The following is a 25,258-nucleotide window of genomic DNA, read 5'->3' on the forward strand; positions in this document are numbered from 1 at the left end:
GCGTACGTTCCACAGGGCACGAAACACAAGGAGTTGTTCTTATGAAGAAGCTCGTTATCCTCGCCGCGCTCGCCACCATGTCGATCTCGGGGAGCGCCATGGCAGTTGCCCGGGGCGGTCCCGCGCGCGCCATCCTGATCGAAGGGGCGTCGGCCGGCACGGCGACCTTCAACGCCGTCATCAATGCCAACGGCCTGAGTGACAACCTCCTGGCCCCGAACGGGACATGCCTCATCAGCATGACCTGGACCAACCCCAACAACGCGGCACAGTCCCGCTCCTGCACGGTCCGCGAGGTGAAGACGACCACCAACCCCAACTGCCCGAACATGGACATCAATACCACCATGTATGCCGGCTCTGGCTTCAATACCAACTGCAGTGGATTCAATCAGTTCGGCATGGCATTCGGGCCCCAAGGTGCAGGCTTTACCACCATCAGCGCCTCCATCGTCCTGGGCGAGACGGCACTCGGCACGCCGAGCTTCGGCGGGACGTTCCGGGATCCGTTCTCCTTCGGCTTCATCCAAGGCATCACGATCAACTAAGACCGAGCGCCGCCCGACGCGCCGCCATGCGGACGTCGGGTGCGCAGATCTCCCGGACCGCGCCTCGCGGCCGGGAGATCTGCTCGCTTGCGCCCAGCGATCATCGCCCGTGTCAGCCGCTGCCTTGCCCGAGGGCGAGCGGGAGTCGCCCCCTAGGGCCCTGCTCCTCGTCGTCGTGACATCGCAGCGAGCGCCGCAACCCACTCACCCTGATCGGATGGAGACGTTCTCATGCAACCGCCTGTCCTGCATCACGCTACTCCCCGCCGATGGCCGCTCTGGTGCGCGCTGGCGGCGCTCGCGCTCGCCGCCTTCCTGCTCCTCCGCCCGAAGCTCGACGCGCCACGCGCCGCGCTGCCCGAGCCCGCCCCCCGCTCATCCATGCATCAGCAAAAGTCGGGCTACGGCAACCGTGCGCGATGGGATCGCCCTGCCGCGCCCCCGGACCAAGCAGCCACGGAGGTGCCGCCGATCTCCGGGACCGTCTACGACCTGAGCGGCACCGCGGTCGCCGGCGTCACGATCGCCGCGACGACCTTCGACGTCGCCGGCAATTTCCCCACGACGGCGGCCTCGACCGAGAGCGACGAGCACGGGCGCTTCGAGCTCCGCGCCCCGAACGGAACCTACAACCTCGTCAGCAACAAGGAGGGATACGGCCCCATGCTCGTCGTCGCGCACAGCGGTGACGATGTCGCCCTGCTGATCCCGAGGAGCGGGATCGTCGATGGGCATGTTTACAACGAGCGCAAGGAGCCGATAACGCAGTTCACCGTGGACATCGTCGCCCTGTTCCCCGACAGCACGGCGGCGCCCGCGCCCCTCTGGTCGAAGCGCTTCGACGCGGCGGACGGCGCCTTCCGCGTGGAGCAGGTCCCCGGCTGGCCGGTGTTCCTCAGGGTCACGGCGGCCGATTACGCTCCTGTCTTCTCAGCGCCCGTTCATGTCGGGCCCGACAAGACCCAGAATGTCGAGCTGACGCTCTCGCACGGGTGCACGCTGACGGGGACGGTTCATGACGAGAACGGCGCGCCGCTCGCCGGCATATTCCTCGACGCGGAGACGCGCTTCACCACGGGCTCGTCGAGCCAGGGGTCGATGGATGCCGCGAGCCAGGCCCAGAGCGATCTGGAAGGGCGCTTTCGGCTGGAGCATGTCCCTCCCGGCGAGATCCTGGTCCGCGCGTATGACGGCGGCTATGCCGCGACGACGGCCCAGGTCCAGGTCGCGCAATGTGACGCGCTCGACCCGATCCAGCTCAGGATGTCCAGGGGAGGCAGCGTCGCCGGCGTCGTGCGGGGGAGCGACGGCAAGCCTGTCGCCGGCGCGCAGATCATGGCGTCTCACCGGAGCATCGGCTTCGTGAACGCGGTGACCGACGCCGAGGGGCGCTATCGCTTCGAGAAGCTCCCGGCGGCCGTCATGCGCCTCGAGCTGGTGGCGAAGTCGCAGCATACCGTGGTGTACGCCAACGTGAGTGAGGGGCAGGTCGTCGAGCGGGACATCTCTCTTCCCGCGGACAGCTCGGGCGAGATCCGCGGGCGCATCACCAGCGGCGGGAAGCCGCTCCGGGGTGTCCAGGTCGTGGTCGCGTGCAACCAGGGCGAGCCTGGGCTCGACATGCGCCACGTCACGACGAGCAACGACGGGACCTATCGGGCGACAGGGCTGCCGGATGGCGCTTACATGGTCATGGTCTCCTCGGCGGTCGAGGGCACCTCGGCCGTCGTTCGTGACGGCGGCGTCGCGCAGGCGGATCTGGATGTGGCCGGGCAGCCCCAGCCAGAGGATGACTCGGTGGCTCCGGCGCACTTCACCGGCGACTGAGCGGCGCGAGGCGGGAACCTCCGGCCCGCCCGGGCTGTCGATCGCCCTGCCCCACCGCCGGCGGGTCCGCGCTCAGGCTCGGCCCGCCGCGCAACGACCGGAGATCCCCCGTGCCTAGAGCCCTCCTCCGCAGCCGCGCTGCGCTCGCCGCGATCGCCGCCCTCGTCCCTGCCCTCTTCAGCTGCGCCGACAGCCCCTCGCCGCCCGCCACGCCCGCCACGCTCTCGCGCGGGCCGGGGCCTGCCGCGCCGCGCGCCCTGCCCGCCGCGCCGGCCTTCGCCGTCGCGGCGCGCCGCGCCGAGGCCGCGCCGTTCCGGCTCACCGCCGCGGACGGCACCGGGCTGCGCCTCGTCGCGCTCACCGGCCGCGCGGTGATCGAGGCGCCGCTCGCGCTCGCCGAGCTGCACCTCACCTTCGAGAACCCCGAGGATCGCGTGCTCGAGGGCACCTTCAGCGTGACGCTGCCGCCCGGCGCGAGCGTCGGGCGCCTCGCCATGAAGATCGACGATCGGTGGCAGGAGGGCGAGGTCGTCGAGCTCCAGCGCGCGCGCGAGGCGTACGAGGATTTCCTCCACCGCAAGCAGGACCCTGCGCTGCTCGAGCAGGCGGCGGGCAACGAGGTGAGCGCGCGGGTCTTCCCCATCCCGGCGCGCGGCGTGAAGCACATCGTGCTGTCGTACTCCCAGGAGCTCCGCCCGGGCGCGCCCTTCACCGTCCCCTTGCGCGGCCTGCCCACGGTGAGCCGCCTCGACATCGAGGCCGCCGTCGCCGGCGCCGCCGCGCCCGTCCACGCGCTGCGCCGGAACGACGCGGCGCCCGAGGCCGATTTCGTTGTGGATCCCGCGCGGCTCACGTCGATCGAGGCGCGCGGCGGCCTGCGCAGCGGAGAGCTCGTGCTCGCCCGCGTGAACGCTCCGGTGGACGCGCGGCCCGATCCGCTCGCCTCCGCGGTGATCCTCGTGGACACGAGCGCCTCGCGCGCGCTCGGGCTCGAGGAGCAGCTCGGCGCGCTCGCGGCCCTCGCGCGGGCGGTCGCCCAGGCAGGCGGCCCGGGCGCGCCGCTCACCGTCGCCTGCTACGACCAGGCCGTCACCCCCATCTTCGACGGCGCAGCGTCGGCGTTCGGCGAGGTCGAGATCGCGCGCATCCGCGAGCGGCAGGCGCTCGGCGCCTCGGATCTCGGGCGCGCGCTCCGCTGGGCCGGCGAACGCGCGCGCGCCCGCGGCCAGCGGCGCGTCGTGCTGCTCTCCGACGGCATCGCGACGGCGGGTGAGGTCGCGCCGGGCGCGCTGCGCGGCGCCGCGGCGGCGCTGCGGGGCGCGGGGGTCGAGCGGCTCGACGCGGTCGCGCTCGGCGGCCTCCGCGACGAGGCCGCGCTGCGGCAGCTCGTCGCGGCTGGCCTGCCCCGCGACGGCGCCGTGGTCGACGGCGCGCGCGGCGCCGCCGAGATCGAGCGGCGCCTCGGCTCGGCCACGCGCTCGGGGATCGCGGTGAACATCGAGGGCGCGCGCTGGGTCTGGCCCCGCACCCTGAACGGCGTGCAGCCCGGCGACGAGGCGCTCGTCTACGCCGAGGTGCCGGCCGCGCTGCCCGTCCGGCTCACGGTCGACGGCCGCACAACGACGCCCGACCTCCGCGGCGTGGAGCGCCCGCTGCTCGAGCGCTCGTGGGCCCGGGCGAAGATCGACGGCCTCCTCGCCCGAGAGGGCGCCGGGGGCGACCAGGACGCGATCCGCAAGCAGATCATCGATCTCTCGATCGCGCACCGGGTGCTCAGCCCGTACACCGCGCTGCTCGTGCTGGAGACCGAGCACGACTACGCGCGCTTCGACATCGCCCGGCGAGGGCTCTCCGACATCCTGACCGTGGAGGGCGGCCGCGTCGCCGTGCAGAGGCGCTCGCGGTCGCAGGCCGGGAAGCCGTCGGCCCCCGCGCCGGCCACCGGCGCGCTCGCCGGCGCTTCGCCTGGCGAGCGCGCCGAGGTTGCCACGGAGCAGAGCGCCGACGTTTCCCCTGGCGGGAGCGCTGCCCTGCGCCCTCCCCCCGCGCCGCCGGCGCCTCCTGCCGGCGCGGACACCCGATATGCCCTCCTCAAGGAGGGGCCCGCGCCGTCGGGCGCCAGCGGGAGCGCCGGCGGGCTCGGGCTATCGGGCGTCGGCGAGGGCGGCGGCGGCCGCGGCGAGGGCATCGGCCTCGGCGCGATCGGCTCCATCGGCCACGGCAGCGGGGCCGCGGCGCCCGCGCCGAGCGCCGCGTCGGCGACTGGCACCGGCCAGGGCTTCGGCAGCGGGCACGGTCGCCTCGCTGGCAGCCACCGGACCATGGCGCCGCAGGTCCGCATGGGCGCAACCCAGGTGAGCGGCCGCCTCCCGCCGGAGGTGATCCAGCGCATCGTCCGCCAGAACTTCGGCCGCTTCCGCCTCTGCTACGAGCGCGGGCTCCAGCGCGACGAGGGCTTGCAAGGACGCGTCACCGTGCGCTTCACCATCGACCCGAGCGGCGCGCTCGCCAACGCGCGCGACGGCGGCTCCGATCTGCCCGACAGCGCCACGGTCTCCTGCGTGGTCCGCGCCTTCCGCGACCTCACCTTCCCCGCGCCCGAGGGCGGCAGCGTCGACGTGGTGTACCCGATCCTGTTCACCCCGCCCCCGGACGCCGCGCCCGCGCCCGACGCGCCCGACGGCGCCGCGCCCCCTCGATCGGAGCCGTATACCGGCCGCTTCAAGCAGATCCACGACACCCTCGCCCGGGGCGACGCACCCGCCGCGGTGCGCGACGCCCGGGCCTGGCGCGCCGAGGTCCCCGGTGACGTGCTCGCGCTCGTGGCGCTCGGCGAGGCGCTCGAGGCGGCGAGCGACACGCCGGGCGCCGCCCGCGCGTATGGCTCGCTCATCGATCTGTTCCCGGCGCGCGCGGACCTCCGCCGCTTCGCCGGTGCGCGCCTCGAGCGGCTCGCGGGCGGCGCCGGCCTGGAGCTGGCGGTCGACACCTACGAGAAGGCGCGCGAGCAGCGCCCCGACCACCCCGCGAGCCACCGCTTGCTCGCGTTCGCCCGCCTCAAGCGGGGCGAGCACGCCGCCGCCTTCGACGCGCTCGAGGCGGGCATCGCGCGCCGCTACCCGCCGGGGCGCTTCTCGGGCGTGGAGGGCATCCTGCGCGAGGATCTCGGCCTGGTCGCCGCGGCGTGGCTCAAGGCGGAGCCCGCGCGCCGGGCGGCCATCCTGGCCCGGCTCGCGAAGGCCGGCGCCGCGCTCGAAGACGCGCCCTCGCTCCGCTTCGTGCTGAACTGGGAGACCGACGCCAACGACGTCGACTTCCACATCCGGGACGACCGCGGCGGCCACGCCTATTACGGCGACCCGACGCTGCCAGGCGGCGGGCACCTCTACGCCGACGTGACCACCGGCTACGGGCCCGAGTGCTTCACCATCCGCGCTCCCCGGGAGCAACGGGCCAGCCGGTACACCCTGCAGGCGCACTACTACGCGCGCGGGCCGATGGGTTACGGCATGGGGAAGCTCCAGATCGTCGACCACGACGGCAAGGGCGGTCTGACCTTCGACGAGCGCCCCTTCGTGGTCATGACCGACGGAGCGTTCGTGGAGCTCGGCGCCGTCACGCGCTGACGCGCCGAGGACTTCGCCAGCCCAGCTCTTCGTCACTCCCATAAACGTTACCCAGCCCTCGCGCCGCGCTCTCCTATATCCGAACGTTTACGTGGTCGTGGTCGTTTACGTGGTCGTGGTCGTGGTCGTCAACGATAGGCCGTGAACGACCACGACCACGACCACGACCACGTAAACGTAAACGTAAACGTAAACGTAAACGTAAACGTAAACGTTGGTTATCGCCCGGATTGGCGCCGTCACGCGCTGACGCGCCGCTAGACCCTCTCCCACCGCCCGCTCTCGACGGAACGGAAGAGCGCGTCGATGACCCGCATGTTGCCCACCGCGACCTCGATCGGATTCTCGACCGGGCTGCCCGTGCGGATGGCGCGCGAGAACGCCTCGCTCTGCAGGTGGTACTGATCGACGGCGGGGAACGAGGTGACCCTGGCCGAGCTGCAGTTCAGCGTCGAGCCGTCATCGAGGAATGCCTTGCACGGCTGGTCGGCGGGGGCATTGAACGGAACCTCGATCTCGATGCGGCCCTTGGTGCCAAGCGCGTTCACGCGCTGGTAGGCCGCCGCCTGCGTGCTGCACGTGAACGTCAGGTGCGCGCCGCCGTAGTCGAGCAGGCCCGAGGTCAAGCGATCGGTGCCGAACTCGGGATCGCGCTCGACGAGCGCGATGGCCCGCACGGGCTCCCGTTCGAACAGGAAGCGCGACGTGTTCAGCGCGTAGCAGCCGATGTCATAGAGCGCGCCGCCCCCGACTTCCTTCTTGTTGCGGATGTTGGCGGCGTCGCGGTTGAAATACGAGAACGCCGTCTGGACGCTGACAAGGTCGCCTATCTGGCCGCCTCTCACCCAGTCCCTGGCCTGCTGCCACTGCGGGTGGTTGCGGATCATGAACGCCTCGGCGATCAGCTTGCCCGTCTCGCGCTGGACGTCGACAAGCGCCTCGGCGTCCTTGGCGCTGAGCGCGATCGGCTTCTCGCACAGGACGTGCTTGCCGGCGCGGGCCGCGCGCGCCGTCCACTTCACGTGCAGGTGGTTGGGCAGCGGGTTGTAGACGGCCTCGATCTCCGGATCCTCGAGCAGCTCATCGTAGCTGCCGTACGCCTTCGGGATCCCGAGCGACCGCGCGGCGTCCCGCGCCTTGCCGGCGTCACGCGACGCCAGCGCGGCGAGCTGGGTCAGGGGCCCCCGCTTCATGCCGGGCAGGCTGACCGTCAACGCGAAGGTGCTCGCCCCGAGGACGCCCCAGCGCACGGGGGTGAGGGATTCGCTCGATTTCGGACCTTGGACAGATGTGGACATGGGCACCTCGCTGCTCGCGAATCTAACGGGCGGCGGCGCGCCTGTAAACGCTCGACTCGACGATGGCCCGATGTACGGGCTCGACGCCTTCGCGGCCTGCGTGATCGGAGGCGCCCCGACGTCAGGTGGCATCGGGACCGCCGGCTGCCGCCTGACCGGAGCGCTCCTCTTCGAGGTCCTCAACAAGGGCCCTGGCGTCCTCGAGATGCCCCCCGCCGACAGCAGCTCATCAAAGGCATCCTCCTCGCGGCCGTCTCCGTCGAACTCCGCACGTGCCTGCGGAAGCGCTGGGGCGCCGCCGCACCGAGCGCCACTCGATCTCCTCGCCGCCAATGACATATCCGAGATCGCCCAGGGGCGGAACAGCGACTGCCATCGAAGTCCCCCTCACGCTCCAGACGTCTGTCCGTCGGACGTCACGTCAATACTTCGTCGGCTCGCTCGACAGCACCGGCAAACTCTGCCACTATTACCAGAATTGCAGCCTTTCAGCGGGGGACTGATATGGCTCGAAATTCCATGGTAGGTCTCATACCGATCATCGTTCTGGCCGGAACCGGGTGCGGCGAGGGCGGAGAGTTGCTGGAAGCGGCCTTGGGCGAGGCGCCGAGCGCGCTGGAGGCCGGCAATGCGCTGAACCCCAACGCGCTCAACCCCAACGCGCTCAATCCCAACGCCCTGAACCCCAACGGGCTGGCTGTCGGCGCCTTGAGCTTCAATGCCCTTGGCTCGCAGGCGCTGACCGCGATCCTGGACCCCGGGCCGAACGGCGCCCTCTCACGCGAGCACCTGAGGTACGCCGTCGAGTGCGCTCTCGATAGCTCGCAATCATTCCGCTTCGGCTGGTTCGACGCCTCTGGCGTCTATCACGACGAAATCTACACAGGCGTGCTCGGGCTCGCCAGGAGCTGGGCGTGGGCCCCGCTGGTTGGTGAAGAACAGCGCTGGGTCTCGGCGTGCCTCGCGGCGCGCACCAACTACTACAGGGTCCCCGTCTTGCTCTCCTCGCGTGGACCCACCAAGGCGATCAACAAACAAAACACCCCGGAGCTGTTCACGTTCACGAGGGAGGAGGGTGCATTCTGGGGCAACATCTACGGGAGCTCGCCGGCGCTCTATGCCTGCCATGTTCCAGAGAACGATGCGGCCTCACGCGCGGCCCTCCGTGACTGCGCCGCCGGGCACATCGACCAGACGACCGGCTCCATCCAGCCGTGCGGGGCGATCCAGCGTCTCGGCTCGTGTGACACCTATTGCGACCCCATCGCCCCCAAGAATGGCATCTATCACCCTTCCTGTTTCACGGATCCGGCGAACCGCTCGGCCACCATGAACCTCCAGCCGATCACGGTTTTCCTCGAATGAGAGGGAGGCGTCGCGTCTAGTATTCGCGGCAGTCGCCGGGCGCGTTCAGCGTGCCGAAGCTGTAGGGCCGCGCCTGCTTGACCAGCAGCCGGCGCTCCGGGCCGATCAGCTTCCATTCGATCTGCATCGCGTAGAGGTGGTTCTCCCCCTTCGGGTCGACCAGCGGCCGGTAATGAGCGTGGACGGACTCGAGCACGCACCCGAGCCGCTGGATCTCCGGGAACGACAGCACGTCGCGCCCGCGCGACAGGCTCGAACGCGTGTGGTACTCCGCCTTGATCGTGCGAGGCGGCGGCGTGTACACGATCTCGTCGCTGGTCACGCCGGGCGCGGGGTTGGTGACCGAGGCTTCCCCGATCTGCGCGTTGATGTAGTACTGGCTGTCGCGGGTGGCGTCGAGCGCGTTGCGGCTGATGGCCACGCCCTGCGCGCGCTCCGATTGCCAGGCCTGGTGCACCAGCACGGCCATGGCCGCGCGCGCCTGGTCGACGTGGCCGAACTCGCGCTCGTCGTAAGCGCGCGTGTTCCACAGGCTCGACCAGACCGTGCGCAGCGCGTCCTCGATGGAGCTCGACTCGGCGTCCAGGTCGCCGCTCGTCGACGTGTGCAGGCCCGCGCCGTTGAAGGTCGCGAGATCCTCGGTGTTGCTGCTGCTGCGCAGGCGCACGCGGTCGCCGCCGAAGCGCTGTTCGATCGCGCCCGTGACCTCGCGCAGAATCGCGGGGTCCACCGGGTGCGCAAGCATCCGCGCCCGCACCTCGGCCAGGCCCTCGGCGTGCGCGTGCGGATCGGCGCGGAACTCGGGATCCTGCTCGAGCTCGGCCAGGAGCTCCGCCGCGCCGCTCGCCTCGAAATGGTCCATGTAGTGCGAGAACGGGATCGCGAACGCGGCGGGCGGCACGTACAGCGGCAGCAGGTCGAGCGGGCAATACTGCCCCACGCCGCTCACGCGGTACAGCTCGGCCATGCCTGCCGCCTTGGAGCCGATGCTGTCGCCCATGGCGTAGCCCGCGGCGTCGAGCGGCACGATCCCGCGCACGGAGAGGTCGAGCGCCGGCGACAGCCGCTCGCCGGTCGGCTTGCGCTTCTCCCAGTAAGCGTCCGCCTCCTGCGCGGTGGCCTCGCGGATGTCGAAGTCCGACGCGCGCACCTCGAGCCGCACCAGCTTGCCGAAAAGGGCCTTCAGGCGCTCGTCGTCGCGCGCGCCGCGCAGGGCCATGTTCGGCGTGCCCCGGCCGCGCGCCAGCACGTTCACGTGCGCCAGCGGCGTCTGGAACGCTTCCGTGATGAGGCCGCCCATGAACGCGGTCTCGTTCGGCACGTCGTCGGTCACCACGATGACGTTCGGTCCGAGCTCGGCCGACTCCAGATCACGCGCCGGGACGAACGTCAGCGTGCCAAAGCCCTCGGCCGGGTTGAGCGACTGGTACGTGAGCCCCTTGTACGGCGCGTTCGGCCCCACGATGGGCGCGGTCCCTTCGATCTTCCGCAGCTCGATGATCTGGCGCCCTTCGGTGGGCCGTATCGCCCACGCCTCCGGGTCGGGCACCGCCTTCATGGCCGCGAAGAACGCGCGCCGCATCTGCTCGCCGACGATCTGGTCGCCGGGCGAGAACTCGACGGTCCTGGCGCCGTTGGTGTGCTCGACAAGGGTGCCGAGGAGGTAGCGGCGGCCCTCGGACCGGAAGTACTCGGTCTGGCTGAACAACCCCCAGCCGACGTTGAACTCCGCGGCTTGCTCCGGGTCGCAGCGATCGAGGTGCGGCTCCTTCCGGATCTGCTCGCGAACCCAGGTGTAATGGAGCGCCCACTGGCGCGTGCTCAGGAGGTGCACCGTGTCGTTCGCTGCCATGTCGACCACGAACTTGACGCCGAGCTCGCCGACCGCGGTGCCGCCCTCGGCCAGCTCGGCGAAGTCCGCGGCCGTCTCCAGCCGGTGCGCGCGCCCGCTCGCGAGCTCGCGCCCCGGGAGCTCGGCGCAGCCCTCGTTCGCGGCGCCGGGGCTCGCAGCCCCGCAGAAGCGCGGCGCCCCGGTGGCGTCGGGCACGCGGGCCAGCGACGCGCCTTCGGGCCAGGCCATGAAGTCGATGCGATCGCTCGGCTCCGGCGTGTCCTCGCGCCACAGCGTCGCCACGCCCTCGAACTCGGGCGAGGCCTCGAGGTCGGCCGTCTCGCTCGCGCTCACCGGGACGCTCACCCGCTCCCCGGGCGCGAGCGTGGCGGACGGCTCGGGCCACGCGAGCAGCACGCCCGCATCGGCGCCGGGCAGCGCTTGCCCCGGAGAGAGCGCCGCGAGGCGCAGCGCGAAGCCGTCGAGCGCGACGGGCGCGCCGCTCGCGTTCAGCACCTCGACGAACCCCGCGGGCCGCAGCGAGAGCTCGGAGATGACCAGCGGCCCGGCGATGGCCGGGAACGGCTCGGGCCACTGGAAAGGCGCGAAGCGGATGCTGTCGTCGAGGTTCGGTGGATCCGGCGGACCGCAGGTCTCGCCGTTCTCCCGGTCGGGCGTGGCATAGCGGCAGATCGACAGCTCGCCCGTGCCGTCGGGCAAGCGCGCGTAGCTCTCGGACCGCGGCAGCTCCGGCACATTCACCAGGTCGGCGAGCTGGCACGACGCCGACCACAGCGCCACGCGCGCGCCCGAGTTCGAGAGCTTGAACGGCAGGTGTAGCGGGCCCTGCTCCGGCGTGTCGTCGGCCCAGAGCAGCACCCCTCGCCCCGGCTCGATCGTCATCCGCGGCAGCGGCGTCGCCTTGCCGGACTTGTCGCTCACCGAGTACTCCCCGAGATCGAGCGCGCGCTGGCCGATGTTTATCAGCTCGATGAAGTCGTCCGTCTCGCCGACCTCATCGACCCAGGCGCCGTCGTTGCCCGTCATCACCTCGTTGATGCGGAGATCGCCGCTCAGCGCGGGCGCGGCGGCCACAGGAAGCTCGAAGTCGCACACCTCCGGCTCCGGCGGGGGCTTCTGGACCTCGCCCGAACAGCCGACGCCGAGGGCGAGCGACAAGAGGGCCGCCGCTGCGCGCGGCTGGGACCAAGGATGAACGTGGTGATTGCTGGGTGAGCGCTCCGTCATGTGTGCTCCCGTCGTGCCTGCTCCGTCATGCCCGCCCCATCATGCCCGCTGCGTCAGCACGCAGCGTGCCGCACGCACCCGCGCCTGGCCCATCGCAGAAAACGCATGGAACCAAGCCGCCCGGCCACACGGCCTGGCCCGCCGTGCGCCGGGCTGTGCCAGCCCCTGCGCCGTCACCGCCAGGGGGCTGCGCCGGCGCACACGGTCAACGGCCCATTCAGCCGGCGCGCGACTTGGATGCTGGTCTGAGCTCATGTAGCATCGCCCGCATGCGTGAAAGCGTGCATGGTCGATATGCATGGATCGCTCTCCTCACCTGCGCCCTGGCCGCCTGTTCGGAGTCGCCGGCCGACGAGGGCGGCGCGGGCGGCGGCGGCGCGGGTCCAGCCGGCAGCGGCGGCTCCGGCGGCGCCGCGGAGGCCAGCTCGAGCGCGGCCGAGGGCGCGACCTCCAGCGCCGCGACGGGCGCCGGGGCCGGCGGCGGCGGAGGAGGAGGAGAGCCGGAGGGCGGGTGCGGGAGCGTCTCGGAGGTGCCGTCCGAGCTGGGATTCGACCCTTTCTACAAGAAGTACATCGACGCCGCCGGGATTCCCGTCATCAGCTCCGAGAAGGTGCCTGACGCGGCGCTGCTGCGCGCGTGCTCGGTGGTCGTCCGGATGCTCGGCCACCGCGACGACGTGCGTCAGGCGATGATCGAGAACCACACGCGCGTCGCCGTGATGGCGGAGACGGAGGTGACGACCGACATCCCCGAGCACAGCGACCTGTACGAGGCGTTCCCGGGGACGGACTGGGACACGCGGGCCCGCGGCCTCGGCGCGACCCCCGCCCGGCCCGCGAGCTCCTGCGCGGAGGAGAACGTCCTGTGTTACCCGAGCGATCCGTACCTCGGCGAGGACATCCTGGTGCACGAGTTCTCGCACGCCGTCGCGATCATGGGCATCGCCTTCGTCGAGCCGACGTTCGACAGGGAGCTCGAGGACGTCTTCGATGCCGCGCTCCAGGCCGGGAAATGGGAGAACACCTACGCGGCGACGAACAAGGACGAATACTGGGCCGAGGGGGTCCAGTCCTGGTTCGACGCCAACACCGAGGCGATCCCCACGAACGGGATCCACAACGAGATCGATACCCGGGCCGAGCTGCGCGACTACGATCGCCAGCTCCACGATCTCATCGCCCGGTACTTCGCCGACGACGCGTGGCGGCCGAGCTGCCCCTGAGGCCTCGTGAGCCGGGCGAGGGCCGCAGCGCCTCCAGGGCTCCGCTACGCGGGCGGATAGAAGACATCGAGCGTCGGGAAAGCTGGTTTGGCCCGGATGCAGTCCCAGAGGTAGATCGCGAACCCCAGATCGCCCGTCCAGAGCGAGTAGCGCAGCTGTCCGTACCGGCGCGCGTCCTCCTTCGTCTGAAGGATGCCGTGCATCGCGAAGGCGCGCGCGCGATGAAGCCAGAGCGCGTCGCCCGTGCGCGCGTGGAGCTTGAGGAAGGCGTAGCCGTTTCCGCCCGTGCCATGGCAAAGGTTCGAGCCTTTGCAAAGCGGGCCGGCCGCCCACGTCGCCTCGCCAGCGGCACAGAGGAGCTCGTCGAGCGTGGGGCCGGGGAGTTCGGCAAGACAGATGACGAAGCCGGGCGCGCCATGGCAGAACTGCATGAGCCGGGGGTACGGGGCTTCGCCTTGTAAAGCCAGCTGCGCCGGCCAGCTGGCCATTCTGCCTTCTCGCGTGGCTGTCCGCCCGATCGTGGTGGCGATGACCTGCTCCCAGGCTGCCCAGTCGCCCGCGTCCAGCAGGCGCCGGCCGTGGAGGAGCGCGCGCGCGGTCGCGACGAACCCGTGGACGGCGTCGAGATAGGTGCTCCGGCGGCCATAGAGGTCCTGCGACCAGTAATGGCAGCCGTGCTCGTCGGACCACTGGAGCTGCGACCAGAGGCGCGCGGCGGTGCGGCGGAAGAGCTCGGCCCAGCGCGCGTCGCCGAAGCGCTCGTGCAGGAACGACGCCGCCAGCATGGTGCCGGGCGCCCCCCACATCAGCTCGCGCGCCGGGTGGTCGAGGTTGCCCTCGATGAGCGCCGCGAGCCGGTCGGCTCGCTCGTCGGTGGGCTGCTCGCCCTGCGCCATCAGGAGGATGGGCGTGTCCCCCATCATGAACGCGGCGCTCTCGTCACCCGGCATCGAGGCCAGCCATGCGCGGTTGCGAAGCAAGAGCGCGTCGAGCTGCTCGGTGGTGCGCCTCGCGCCCGGCGCCGCCCCCACCTCTCGGAGGTAGCGCAGCGCCCAGATGACGCCTGCAGCGCCGTGGTAGAGCGGCAGCGCCGGCTGGCTCGGGTCGTCGCCGGGCTCGACGTCCTTCGGGTGCAGCGGCCAGTACGCGTCATCCGAGAAGCGCCCCTCGGTGTCGCGAACGATGCCCTCGATGGCGTCGCGGGCGACGTCCTCGTCCCATGCGACGGACGTCAATGCCTCGTGGCGCTCGGGTTCGTGCAGCATACGGTGCCTTTGCCTGCTCTGCGAGCGTCGCGCTCGACCGCGGGCCGCCGCGCGGCGCTACGCCGCCAGCGCCTCGGTCAGGGCCCAGAGCCGCTCCTGCGCGGCCTCGTCGAGCGCCTCCGCCGCCGCCGGCTTGATACGGCTCTTCTCGAAGTACTCGCCCGTCACCCCGGCCAGCTCCGGCGCCGTGGCCACGTGCAGCGAGCACTCGGCCCCTCGCTCGGGCGTGAGCAGGAACAGGTTGAAGAGCTTCACAAGGAGCTTTGGATAATCGCGCATCAAGTCCGTCCTGACCACGCCCGGATGGACGGCGTTGACCGTGACGCCGGTGCCCTCGAGCCGTCGGGCCAGCGCCTTGGTGAAGAGCACGTTCGCGAGCTTCGACTGGGTGTACGCCGCGGTCGTGCCGTACTTCCGCCGCTCGAACTGCAGGTCCTCCCAGTCCATCCGGCCGCGGTAATGCAGCTTCGAGGACAGGACGACGACCCGCGACGGCGCGCTCTTCTTCAGGAGCGGGAGGAGGTCCTGCGTGAGCAACCACGTCCCCACGTGGTTCACCCCGAACGTCGCCTCGATCCCGTCCTCGGTCGTGCCGCGCGAGTTCCGCCACACCCCGGCGTTGTTCACCAGGACGTCCAGGCGCTCGTGCGCCGCGCGGAAGCGCTCGCCGAAGGCGCGGATGCTCGCCTTGCTCCCGAGATCCAGCGCGATCACCTCCACGTCCTTGCGGCCGGTGGAGCGGGCGATGTCGTCGCGCGCCGCCTCCCCTCTTCCGGTGTCGCGGCACGCCAGCACCACCTTCGCGCCGCGCTGAGCGAGGCCGCGGGCCGTCTCCTTGCCAATGCCCGTGTTGCCCCCGGTGACGATGCAGACCTTCCCGTTCATGATGCTCCTCTCTCAGGTTCCGGCGGTGGGCGCAAGGCGCAAGGTCACGGCGCGCGCGCGCCACGGAAACGGAAGACGTCACGGAAGACGCCGGGGAAGCGAGGCGCCCCCACCTCGTGACGGCCTAACGTCCCTATCCCGCGAAACTCCGGCGAGAATCTGCGACCCCCTTGACGTGGACGCGCCCCCAGCTTCTCCTGATTCTCTATGCTCAGCCTAAGAGTATCTCTTGTGCGACGGGCGTGCTTTGTGTTCGGCATGCTGGCGATGACCGTGGGGTGCGGGAGCGGCGGACCCCCGGACGATCCCGAGCCGATCGGGGCCGCGATCGGGGCGCTCACAGACGACGAGCCCGACCTCGTGATCTCGAGCGTGAGCGCGCCCCGGAGCGCCGTGCCGGGCAGCTATTTCACGACGTCCGTCACCGTGTGCAACCAGGGCAACTCGGCGAGCTACGGCACCCATGTCGAGGTGCGCCTGTCGGACGACGACATCATCACACCATCGGATCCGGCCGTCGGCTATGCGCCGCTGGGGTACCTCGGCCCGGGGCAATGCGTCGAGGTCGGCGCCGAGACCACGGCGGCCGTGCCCGACGGCGTGTACACGCTCGGCGTCGTGGTGGACCAGCTCGACCAGGTGATCGAGCTCTCGGAGACCAACAACACGGCGCTGGCGGGCGAGATCGGCGTCGGCTACGGCCCGGATCTCATCGTCTCGGCGGTGAGCGGGCCGCCGAGCCAGATGCCCGGCGCCTGGTTCGACGCCTCGGTCACCGTCTGCAACCAGGGCACGCAGCCGAGCTATGGCAGCAACGTGGAGCTGTACCTCTCCTCGGACGCGATCATCATGGCGAACGACGTGCCCATCGGCGGCGAGCTGGTGCCGTACCTCGATCCGGGGCAGTGCACCACGAGGACGCTCCACGTGGGCGCTTACGCGCCTGACGGCGCCTACCACCTGGGCGCGATCGTCGATCGGTACGGCGGGGTTCCCGAGCTCATCGAGACCAACAACGCCGCAGCGGGCGACGTGATCGGCATCGGCCATCGGCCGGATCTCATCGTCTCCTCGGTGAGCGCCCCGCCGAGCGCCCTTCCGGGCAGCGGCTTCGGCGCCACCGTCACCGTCTGCAACCAGGGCACGACCCCGAGCTACAGCGCAGCCCTGGAGCTGCGCCTGTCAGCCGACGAGACCATCACGGGGACCGACCCGCCCGCCGGCGGCGCCCAGGCGCCGTACCTGGATCCCGGGCAATGCGCGGCGGTGACCATCCCTGCGAGCGCGTACGTGCCCGAAGGCGTCTATCACCTCGGCGCGATCGTCGATCTGTACAACTGGCAAGAAGAGCTGAACGAGGCCAACAATGCCGCGTCGGGCAGCTTGATCGGCATCGGCCACGGGCCCGACCTGATCGTCTCCTCCGTGAGCGGGCCGCCCAGCATCTTCCCCGGCGGCGGCTTCGACGCATCGGTCACCGTCTGCAATCAGGGCACGCAGACGAGCTACGGCGCCCAGGTGGAGCTGCGCCTCTCCGCGGATGCGACGCTCACGACGGCCGACTTCCTCGCCGGCGGCGGCGGTCCTGTGCCGTACCTGGATCCGGGCCAGTGCGCCACCGTGACCTTTCCGGCGAACGCTTATGTGCCCGAGGGTGCCTACCACCTCGGCGCGATCGTCGACCCGCACGGCTGGGTCCCCGAGCTCATCGAGACCAACAACGCGGGCTCGGGCTCTCTGATCGGCGTCGGCTACTGGCCTGACTTCATCGTCGCATCCGTGAGCGGCCCGCCCAGCGTCCTGCCGGGCAGCGGCTTCGAGGCAGAGATCACCGTCTGCAACCAGGGCACGACCCCGGGCTCCAGCATGGTGGAGCTGCGCCTGTCCGCCGACGCCACGATCACGCAGGCCGATGCGCTCGCGGGCAGCGCGCCGACGCCTTACCTGGATCCCGGCCGGTGCGCGGCCGTGACGATCCCCTGCGGCGTCTACGTGGCCGACGGCGCCTATCACCTCGGCGGGATCGTCGATCCGCACGGCTGGCAGCCCGAGTTGATCGAGACCAACAACGCGACGCCGGGCGATCTGATCGGCGTCGGCTATTGGCCCGACCTCGTCGTCTCTGCCGTGAGCGGGCCGTCGAGCGTCACGCCCGGCAGCAGCTTCAACGCCGCCGTCACCGTCTGCAATCAGGGCACGACCCCGAGCTACGGCGTAAACGTCGAGCTGCTCCTGTCGGGCGACGGGGCGATCACGCCCTCGGACACCCACGCCGGGAGCGGCTATGTCCCCGGGCTGAGCCCCGGGCAGTGCGCCTCCGTCGCCGTGCCCGCGATCGCCTATGCGCCCGACGGCGCGCATCACCTCGGCGCGATCGTGGACCCGAACGGCGCGATCGCCGAGCTCATCGAGACCAACAACGCCGGGGCGGGCAGCGTGATCGGCGTCGGCTACGCGCCGGATCTCGTCGTCTCCGCCGTGAGCGGGCCGCCGAGCATGATCCCAGGCGGAAGCTTCGACGCGTCGGTCACGGTCTGCAACCAGGGCACACAGACGAGCTACGGCGCCCAGGTGCAGCTGCTCCTCTCCGCCGACGCGACCCTCACGTTGGCCGACTCCCCTGCTGGCAACGGTCCGGTGCCGTACCTGGATCCGGGCCAGTGCGCCACCGTGACCTTCCCGGCGAGCGCGTACGTGCCCGAAGGCGCCTATCACCTGGGCGCGATCGTCGACCGGGACAACTGGATCCCCGAGCTCATCGAGACGAACAACGCCGCGGTGAGCGCCGTGATCGGCGTCGGCTACTCGCCCGACCTCATCGTCTCCGCGGTCGACGGCGCGCCCAGCGCCATGCCGGGCAGCGGATTCGATGCTTCCGTCACCGTCTGCAACCAGGGCACGCAGCCGAGCTACGGCGCCGACGTGGATCTCTACCTGTCCGCCGACGCCACGATCACGCACGACGACACGCCGGCAGGACACGGCATGGTCCCCTTCCTCGCGCCCGGGCAGTGCACCTCCGTGCCCGTCTTCGCGAGCGCCTATGTTCCCGATGGCGCCTATCACCTCGGAGCGATCGTCGACGCGTACGACTGGCAAGAAGAGCTGATCGAGTCCAACAACGCCGCCTCGGGCGACCTCATCGGCGTGGGCTTCCAGCCCGACCTCGTCGTCTCGGCTATCAGCGGCCCGCCCAGCGCCATGCCGGGCAGCGGATTCGACGCCTCCGTCACCGTCTGCAATCAGGGCACGCAGCCGGGCTACGGCGGCGACGTGGAGCTCCGCCTCTCGTCGGATGCGACCATCACGACGGCCGACTTCCTGGCCGGCAACGGGCCGGCGCCTTACCTGGCGCCGGGCCAGTGCGCCACCGTGACCTTCCCGGCGAACGCTTACGTGCCTGAAGGCGCCTACCACCTGGGCGCGATCGTCGATCCGCACGGCTGGACTCCCGAGCTCATCGAGACCAACAACGCCGCGGCGGGCAGCGTGATCGGCGTCGGCCATCGACCGGACCTCATCGTCTCGGCGGTGGCCGCCCCGCCCAGCGCCCTCCCGGGCAGCAGCTTCAACGCCGCGGTCACCGTCTGCAACCAGGGCACGCAGCCGAGCTACGGCACCGACGTGGAGCTGCGCCTGGCGGCCGGCGACCAGGAGGTGAGCACCGGGTTCTATGCCGGAAGCGCGCCGGTGCCGTACCTGGATCGCGGCCAGTGCACGGTCGTGGCAATCCCCACCTACCTGGCGGCGCCCGACGGCGCCTATCGCCTCGCCGCCACGGTGGACCCCAACGGCTGGATGCAGGAGCTCATCGAGACCAACAACACCAACACGAGCAGCGTGTTCGGCGTCGGTTACCGGCCGGATCTCACTGCGTCCGTGAGCGGCCCATCGACCGCCGCGCCGGGCAGCGGCTTCGATGCCGTCGTCACCGTGTGCAACCAGGGCACCAGCCCGAGCGGAGGTACGAGCGTCGATGTGCTGCTGTCGTCGGACGGGACGGTCACGCCCTCCGATATCCATGTCGGCAACGGCTATGTCCCCGGGCTGAGCCCTGGCCAGTGCGAAAACATCACCGTGGCCGCCGGCGCCTACGCTCCCGACGGAGCCTACCACCTGGGCGCGATCGTGGACCTGAACGGCCCGGTCCAGGAGCTCATCGAGACCAACAACACCGCCGCCGGCGAGCTGATGGCCATCGGCTACGGCCCCGATCTCGTCATCTCGGCGGTGAGCGGCCCGGCGAGCGCCACGCAGGGCAGCCTCTTCGACGCCTCGATCACCGTGTGCAACGAGGGGACGGCCCCGAGCTACGGCACCATGGTGGAGGTCCGGCTGTCGGCCGACGCGACGATCACGACGGCCGACTTCCTCGCCGGAGGCGCCTGGGTGCCGGGCCTCGGCGTCGGCCAGTGCGATAGCCTCGTTGTCCCCTCTGACACCTACGTCCCCGTGGACACCTACACGCTCGGCGCCATCGTGGACGCCTACCGCGAAATCCCCGAGCTCCTCGAGGGCAACAACGCCATGGCCGGCGGCGAGCTCGTCGTCAGCTTCTGATCGCCCGTTTCCACAGTTCGCGGGCGTGACGGCGCTCCTCCGACGTCGCCGGTGCACATCAACACGCCGTCGCGCACGAAGCCATCGCCCGCTTCGCCGAGCTGCGCTTGCCCCTGGAGGTCACGACCGCGGCCTCGCGCCTCCTCCAGGACGAGGCTCGCCACACCGAGCTGTGCGCGCGCGCGGCCGAGGCGCTCGGCGGCAACCACGGAGCGACCCTCGCCCCCTCGGATCTCCAGCTCCCGCGAAACGGCCTTCCGGCCCATCTCTTCGTCGCCCGGTGGACAGCATCGATGTTCTGCGTGGGCGAATCCGCGTCCGTCGGCATCCTCGACGTCCTCCAGCAGCACACCACCGATCCTTGCCTGGCCGACGGCGGCCCGTTGCCCGACGCGCCGCCGCCCTCCGGCCCGAACCTCGGGATCCCCTCGCGCCCGGCCGCGGCGCGCGCCTTCTACGAGCGGATCGACCGCGTGATCCTCCCCTCGCTCGCCGCGCTGGGCGTGCCGGCCTACGAGGCATGGGCGTTGCGCCTCGAGGTCCCGGCCCAGGCCGAGAATCGCTGAGACGGCGCTCGCCGCCTCAAGCGCGAAACACCCGAGAGACGGGCTCGCCTATCAGCGCAGCGAGGAGCCGCTCGCCCTCGGGCCAGGGCCCGAAGCCGGCGTCGACGTTGATGTGCCCGCACGGCCCCGCATGGATGAAGCGGCTCCCCCAGGCGCGCGCGAAGGCTTCGGCTCGCTCCGGGGTGCAGTACGGGTCGTTCGAGCTCGCGACGACCATCGACGGGAACGGGAGTCTGCCGCTGGGCAGCGGGTGGAACGTCGACGCCTCGCGCGGGTAGCTCGGCGATTCGGTGTCGGCCGGCGCGACGAGCAGCGCGGCGCGCACGGGTCGCGCGCCCAGCGCCGCCCAGTGGACCGCCGTGCTGACGCCGCAGCTGTGCGCGACGAGCACCGGGGGCTCAGCGCTGGCGGCGACCGCCCGGTCGAGCGCCTCGACCCACGCGCGTCGGTCAGGGTGTTCCCAGTCGGGCATCTCCACGCGGCGCGCGAAGGAGAGCTTCTGCTCCCAGAGCGTCTGCCAGTGGCGAGGGCCGGAGCCGCTGTAGCCAGGGACGATGAGCAGCGAAAGCATCGTGAGAAGACCTCCCCGCGAACGAGGAGGGTACAGAGGAAGCGGGTGAAAATCACCTCGTCGCCACCCCGCAGACCTCGGAGCGGAGTCGACCCCTTCGACGCGTGGACAAGCCGTTGATATCACTCGCTTTTCCAGCAAGGAGGCGGGACGCGTAGAAAAAGTTGCGTTCGGCCGTGCGCGGGTCGCCCCGGGGCGTCGCGACTCATGTCGCATGCCAGACGCCGTCGACGTTCTCCTCCTGGCTCGCGAGGCGCAGTCGCCGCCGGGACGCCATCCCCCGCCGGCGGCGATCAAGCTGCCCCTGCAGCTCCCGCATGGGACTTCCATGTCCCTCGATTCCTGTGTAAATATACCAGATGCTGGCGGCGCTGGATGTCGAATCGCCGCCGGCAGGATTCTCCTGGTTGAAACAACGTGTGACATGACCGCGAAAGGGGTTTCAATGAATCAAGGATCGTCTTCGGGGCGTCTGCCCAGGAGCCGCATCGGGAGCTCCCTCTCTGTGTTTCTCTGCGTGCCCGTGGTGGCGCTCGCGCTCGCCGGTTGCGGCGCCACGGATCCCTCCTCCTCGTCCGAAGCTGACGAGTCCACGCCGAACGGAGACGAAATCATGAGCTGGGAGGAGTTCAAGGCGAACGTCTACCGCGACCCGCAGCGCGGGGTCTACGTCGTCGACGACGAGCAGGGGCTCAACGACGCGGAGCTGCGTGTCGTCTACGAGCGCTATGTGAAGACCGGGGCGCTCGTCGTGAAGCCGCTCGAACGGCGCTGACTGCACCTCACAGACTCGAATGCCTCACGCCGCGCCGGCCGACGACAGGGCGAGCCAGTCGTCGAAGCGCGTCGGCATGACGCGCGCGCCGTCGTCGGGGGTGAGCGACCGATCGTCGATCCGGGCGCCGAAATAGGTCGCCTCCGGGTCGGCGATCACCTCGCGGCGGTCCTTCTTCGCGCTCAGGTACTTGCCGACGAACTCGGCGAGCGGGCGCCTCTCGGGGCCGGCCACCTCGACGATGCCGTTCACGGGCGCCCCGAGCGTGACGTCGGCCAGGGCCTCGGCGACGTCCTCGGACGCGATCGGCTGCAGGTGCGCCGACGAGAGGCGGACCCGCTCCGCGTCGGCGCTGGAGCGCGCGATCCCGTCCATGAACTCGAAGAACTGCGTGGCCCGCAGGAGGGTGTAGGGGATCCCGGAGGCCTCGATCAGCGCCTCCTGCGCCATCTTCGCCCGAAAATAGCCGCTGACGAGCATTCGATCGGTGCCGACCACCGAGAGCGCCACATGATGTCTGACGCCCGCGGCGGCCTCGGCGGCGAGCAGGTTTCGGCCCGAGGTCTCGAAGAAGTCGAGGACCGCCTTGTCCTCGAACGACGGCGAGTTCGCCACATCGACAACGACCTCGGCTCCTGCGAGCGCTCCGGCGAGCCCTTCGCCCGTGAGGCAGTTGACGCCCGTGGAGGGCGACGCCGCGACGACCTCATGGCCCCGCTGGCGGAGCCTGCGTACGAGCTTCTTCCCGATCAGACCGGTTCCACCGATAACCACGATCTTCATGTCTTTCTCCCTTGTCCGTCACGCGAGCGACCGGCGCCTTGCTCCTGTGACCCCGCGCTCACCGTCGATGACGAAGTGGGTCTAGCTCGTGTGACAGGGGGCGAAGGAAAATGACAGCCGCGCTCCCTCCGTCCGGAGATCCCGCGCGACGACCCGGATCAGAACGGCGTGTCGCCTTCGTCCGGAACGATGATCGACTTCAGCGCGCCGTCCTGGCAGTCCGCCTGCAGGCGGAAGCCCTTTTCGGCCTCGGACAGGTCGAACCGGTGGGTGACGATCGACTCGACGTCCACCGCCCCCTCGGCGACCAGGCGGATCGCCCGCGGGTACACGTGCCCCATGCGGCGGGAGAACTTGATCTTCAGCCCCTTGCGGCGGCACAGCGCCGCCGGCAGCGCGTAGCGGTCGCCGTCGGGGATGCCCGCCAGGAGGATCCGCCCGCCGATGCGAGCGGCCTCGGCCGCGTGGTGGAAGCCCTCGGGCGAGTTCGTCGCCTCGAGCACGAGGTCGACGCCCCGGCCGCCCGTCCACTCCGCGACGGCCGCGAAGCTCGGCGCCGCGTCGTGCGCGCCCAGCCGGCGCGCGGCCTCGGCCCTGTACGCGACGGGGTCGACCGCGAAGACGCGCGCGACGCCGGCCAGGCGCGCGAGCTGGACAAGGCACAGGCCGATCGGCCCGCACCCCAGCACCACCACCGTCTCCTGCAGGTGGGGCCGCGCCAGGTCGATCGCGTGAACGGCGACGCCCAGCGGCTCCAGCATCACGGCCTTTCGCACCGAGAAGCCGCGGGGGACCGGCACGACCTGGTCGGGGCGCACCGCCAGCCGCTCCGCCATGCCGCCGTGGAGCGGCGGCGCGCCCAGGAACTCCACGTGCGGGCACAGGTTCACGTGGCCGCGGTGGCACCACTCGCAGCGGCCGCAGGCGTGCGCGGGGTCGACGGCGACGAGCTGCCCCCTCGAGAGGCCGAGCTCCGGGTGGTCGTCGACGACCCAGCCGGCGAACTCGTGCCCTGGCACGAAGGGGTCCCGGACCTGCGCCGCGCCGATCCCGCCCTCCAGGTAGTAGTGCAGATCGCTGCCGCAGATCCCGCAGCCCGCGACCTGGATCGTCACCATGCCCTCGCGCGGCCGCGGAGGTTCGACCTCGCCGAGCCGCACATCGCGGATGCCGTGAATGAAGGTTGCGCGCACCGTTCCAGACTCCCTTTCAAGACGCCGCCGGCTCCCCGGCAGGGCCGCGCTGGACGATTGTGCCGGCGCGATTCCGTACTGTAGTCTGCGCCGGTGATCGCTTGTCAATCCTGCGTTCCGGGGCGCTGACGGCGCCATGCGGGCCGACCTCGTCCTCGGCATCGACCTGAGCACCACCGCCGCCAAGGCGGCGGCCTTCGACGTCCAGGGGCGCCTGCACGCCGCCGGCCGCGCGCCGCTCTCGCTGGCCCGGCCGGCTCCTGAGCGATTCGAGCAGGATCCCCGGGACTGGTGGGCCGCCCTGTGCCAGGCGGTCGCCGGCGTCACCGCCGCGGTGGACCCGGGCCGCATCGCGGGCCTCTCCATCGCGCACCAGCGCGAGACCTTCGCCTGCCTCGGTCCCGACGGCGAGCCGCTCCGCCCCGCCATGCTCTGGCTGGACGGCCGCGCGCGGGGGCACCTCGGCGCCTTGATCGACCGCATCGGGCAAGACCGCCTGAGGGCGCTGTCCGGCAAGGCCGCGGACTTCGGCCCGGCGCTGCCCAAGATCGCCTGGCTGGCCAGCGAGGAGCCGGAGACCCACCGCCGCACCGCCCTCTTCTGCGACGTGCAGGCCTACCTCGTGCAGGCGCTGACCGGGCGCGCCCGCACCAGCTGGGCGAGCGCCGATCCGCTCGCGCTCTTCGACATCGGCGCGCACCGCTGGTCCGAGGAGCTCTGCGCCGCCGCCGGCATCACGCCCGACCGGCTGCCGGAGGCGCTCCCTCCCGGCGCGCCGCTCGGCGCGGTGTCCGCGGCCGCAGCGGCGGCGACCGGGCTGCGCGAGGGCACGCCGGTGCTGGCTGGCGGCGGCGATGGCCAGATGGCCGGGCTCGGCGTCGATGCCCTGGACCCGCGGCGCGCCTACCTGAACCTCGGCACGGCGGTGGTCTTCGGCGTCTTTTCCCCGGAGCCGCGGCAGGACCCGGCGTGGCGGACCATGACCAGCGCCTCCGGCCGCGGCTACGTGCTGGAGAGCAGCCTGCGCAGCGGGGCGCTGCTCTCGGACTGGTACCTGCGCCGCCAGCTGGGCGTCGATCCTCGCGACGGCGCCGCGATGGCCGCGCTCGAGGCCGAGGCGGCGTCGCTGCCGCCCGGCAGCGGCGGCCTGCTGCTCTTGCCCTACTGGGAGGGCGCCATGAACCCCCACTGGGATCCCGACGCCCGCGGCGCGATCCTGGGCCTCACGGACGCGCACGGGCGCGGCCACGTCTACCGCGCCCTGATCGAGGGCGTCGCGCTGGAGCAGGCGCTGGTGCTGGACCTGATGCGGGGAGCGGCGGGGATCGAGGTCGCGGAGTTCGCCGCGGTCGGCGGCGTGGCCGCGAGCGACCTCTGGTGCGCCGTGATGGCCGATGCGACGGGCGTCGCCATCCAGCGGTCCGAGACGGTCGAGGCCGCCTGTCTGGGCGCCGCCATGTGCGCGGCCGCCGGCGCCGGGCTGGCCGGGAGCATCGAGGCGGCCGCGAAGGCGATGCGCGGGAGCGCCACGGCGACGTTCCATCCCGATGCCGCGCGCCGGGAGCGCTATGCGGCGCTGCTCGAGATCTACCGGGACATGTATCCGCAGCTCTCGGGGCTGCTGCGCCGCCTCTCGGCCTTCACGAGGGAGTAAGTGCGCCCCCTCGCTGCAGGACGCGATCCGCGGCGGCAGA

17 protein-coding genes are annotated in these 25,258 nt (G+C 71.3%); 9 read left to right on the forward strand and 8 right to left on the reverse strand.

Annotation, left to right across the window (positions count from 1 at the left end; genetic code table 11):
- Window positions 1-41: 41 nt before the first annotated feature.
- From WMF14_RS29770 to WMF14_RS29780, 3 genes are all read left to right on the forward strand, one after another.
- The gene (locus WMF14_RS29770) at window positions 42-548 is read left to right on the forward strand and encodes a hypothetical protein (RefSeq protein ID WP_437791504.1); all 507 of its coding nucleotides are present in this window, start codon (window positions 42-44) and stop codon (window positions 546-548) included.
- A gap of 231 nt (window positions 549-779) precedes the next feature.
- Window positions 780-2,375 carry a carboxypeptidase regulatory-like domain-containing protein gene (locus tag WMF14_RS29775; protein WP_437791506.1) on the forward strand — a complete coding sequence of 532 codons (1,596 nt, stop codon included), beginning with the start codon at window positions 780-782 and terminating at the stop codon, window positions 2,373-2,375.
- A 110-nt stretch (window positions 2,376-2,485) separates the two neighbouring features.
- The gene (locus WMF14_RS29780) at window positions 2,486-6,001 is read left to right on the forward strand and encodes an AgmX/PglI C-terminal domain-containing protein (protein ID WP_437791508.1); all 3,516 of its coding nucleotides are present in this window, start codon (window positions 2,486-2,488) and stop codon (window positions 5,999-6,001) included.
- Between the two features lie 105 nt (window positions 6,002-6,106).
- Here the strand turns inward: WMF14_RS29780 and WMF14_RS29785 are convergent, their stop codons facing one another.
- On the reverse strand, window positions 6,107-6,244 hold the full coding sequence (locus WMF14_RS29785) for a hypothetical protein (protein WP_437791511.1): 138 nt from the start codon (window positions 6,242-6,244) through the stop codon (window positions 6,107-6,109).
- A gap of 14 nt (window positions 6,245-6,258) precedes the next feature.
- Window positions 6,259-7,299 carry a Gfo/Idh/MocA family protein gene (locus WMF14_RS29790; protein ID WP_437791514.1) on the reverse strand — a complete coding sequence of 347 codons (1,041 nt, stop codon included), beginning with the start codon at window positions 7,297-7,299 and terminating at the stop codon, window positions 6,259-6,261.
- Between the two features lie 519 nt (window positions 7,300-7,818).
- Here WMF14_RS29790 and WMF14_RS29795 point away from each other — a divergent pair.
- The gene (locus WMF14_RS29795) at window positions 7,819-8,664 is read left to right on the forward strand and encodes a hypothetical protein (RefSeq protein WP_437791517.1); all 846 of its coding nucleotides are present in this window, start codon (window positions 7,819-7,821) and stop codon (window positions 8,662-8,664) included.
- Between the two features lie 16 nt (window positions 8,665-8,680).
- Here WMF14_RS29795 and WMF14_RS29800 read toward each other — a convergent pair whose 3' ends face one another.
- Window positions 8,681-11,674: a PEP/pyruvate-binding domain-containing protein gene (locus WMF14_RS29800; protein ID WP_437791520.1), complete on the reverse strand. Its 2,994-nt coding sequence runs from the start codon at window positions 11,672-11,674 to the stop codon at window positions 8,681-8,683.
- Between the two features lie 338 nt (window positions 11,675-12,012).
- On the opposite strand from WMF14_RS29800, the gene WMF14_RS29805 reads away from it, so the two are divergent.
- The gene (locus WMF14_RS29805; RefSeq protein WP_437791523.1) at window positions 12,013-12,966 is read left to right on the forward strand and encodes a hypothetical protein; all 954 of its coding nucleotides are present in this window, start codon (window positions 12,013-12,015) and stop codon (window positions 12,964-12,966) included.
- A gap of 44 nt (window positions 12,967-13,010) precedes the next feature.
- On the opposite strand, the gene WMF14_RS29810 is transcribed toward WMF14_RS29805, so the two are convergent.
- Together WMF14_RS29810 and WMF14_RS29815 are read right to left on the reverse strand one after the other, a co-directional pair.
- A complete protein-coding gene (locus WMF14_RS29810) occupies window positions 13,011-14,231 on the reverse strand; it encodes a lanthionine synthetase C family protein (RefSeq protein WP_437791525.1) in 1,221 nt (406 codons plus the stop codon).
- 57 nt (window positions 14,232-14,288) lie between these two features.
- Window positions 14,289-15,116: an SDR family oxidoreductase gene (locus WMF14_RS29815; RefSeq protein ID WP_437791527.1), complete on the reverse strand. Its 828-nt coding sequence runs from the start codon at window positions 15,114-15,116 to the stop codon at window positions 14,289-14,291.
- 258 nt (window positions 15,117-15,374) lie between these two features.
- On the opposite strand from WMF14_RS29815, the gene WMF14_RS29820 reads away from it, so the two are divergent.
- Both WMF14_RS29820 and WMF14_RS29825 read left to right on the forward strand, forming a co-directional pair.
- Entirely contained in the window at window positions 15,375-19,676 is a 4,302-nt protein-coding gene (locus WMF14_RS29820) for a CARDB domain-containing protein (protein ID WP_437791529.1), read from the forward strand.
- A gap of 107 nt (window positions 19,677-19,783) precedes the next feature.
- Entirely contained in the window at window positions 19,784-20,242 is a 459-nt protein-coding gene (locus WMF14_RS29825; protein ID WP_437791531.1) for a hypothetical protein, read from the forward strand.
- A gap of 16 nt (window positions 20,243-20,258) precedes the next feature.
- On the opposite strand, the gene WMF14_RS29830 is transcribed toward WMF14_RS29825, so the two are convergent.
- Window positions 20,259-20,813: an RBBP9/YdeN family alpha/beta hydrolase gene (locus WMF14_RS29830; RefSeq protein WP_437791533.1), complete on the reverse strand. Its 555-nt coding sequence runs from the start codon at window positions 20,811-20,813 to the stop codon at window positions 20,259-20,261.
- A 613-nt stretch (window positions 20,814-21,426) separates the two neighbouring features.
- Between WMF14_RS29830 and WMF14_RS29835 the strand changes: the two genes are divergently transcribed.
- Window positions 21,427-21,588, forward strand: coding sequence for a hypothetical protein (locus WMF14_RS29835; protein WP_272094304.1), 162 nt, complete (start codon window positions 21,427-21,429; stop codon window positions 21,586-21,588).
- Between the two features lie 24 nt (window positions 21,589-21,612).
- Here WMF14_RS29835 and WMF14_RS29840 read toward each other — a convergent pair whose 3' ends face one another.
- Together WMF14_RS29840 and WMF14_RS29845 are read right to left on the reverse strand one after the other, a co-directional pair.
- Window positions 21,613-22,371 (reverse strand): SDR family oxidoreductase, encoded by a 759-nt coding sequence (locus tag WMF14_RS29840; protein WP_437791536.1) that lies wholly within the window; start codon window positions 22,369-22,371, stop codon window positions 21,613-21,615.
- A gap of 158 nt (window positions 22,372-22,529) precedes the next feature.
- The gene (locus tag WMF14_RS29845; RefSeq protein WP_437791539.1) at window positions 22,530-23,564 is read right to left on the reverse strand and encodes a zinc-dependent alcohol dehydrogenase; all 1,035 of its coding nucleotides are present in this window, start codon (window positions 23,562-23,564) and stop codon (window positions 22,530-22,532) included.
- Between the two features lie 136 nt (window positions 23,565-23,700).
- On the opposite strand from WMF14_RS29845, the gene WMF14_RS29850 reads away from it, so the two are divergent.
- The gene (locus WMF14_RS29850) at window positions 23,701-25,218 is read left to right on the forward strand and encodes a xylulokinase (RefSeq protein WP_437791541.1); all 1,518 of its coding nucleotides are present in this window, start codon (window positions 23,701-23,703) and stop codon (window positions 25,216-25,218) included.
- Window positions 25,219-25,258 lie beyond the last annotated feature (40 nt).

Origin of the sequence: Sorangium sp. So ce693 (assembly GCF_051521375.1) — a bacterium.
Classification (GTDB): domain Bacteria; phylum Myxococcota_A; class Polyangia; order Polyangiales; family Polyangiaceae; genus Sorangium; species Sorangium atrum.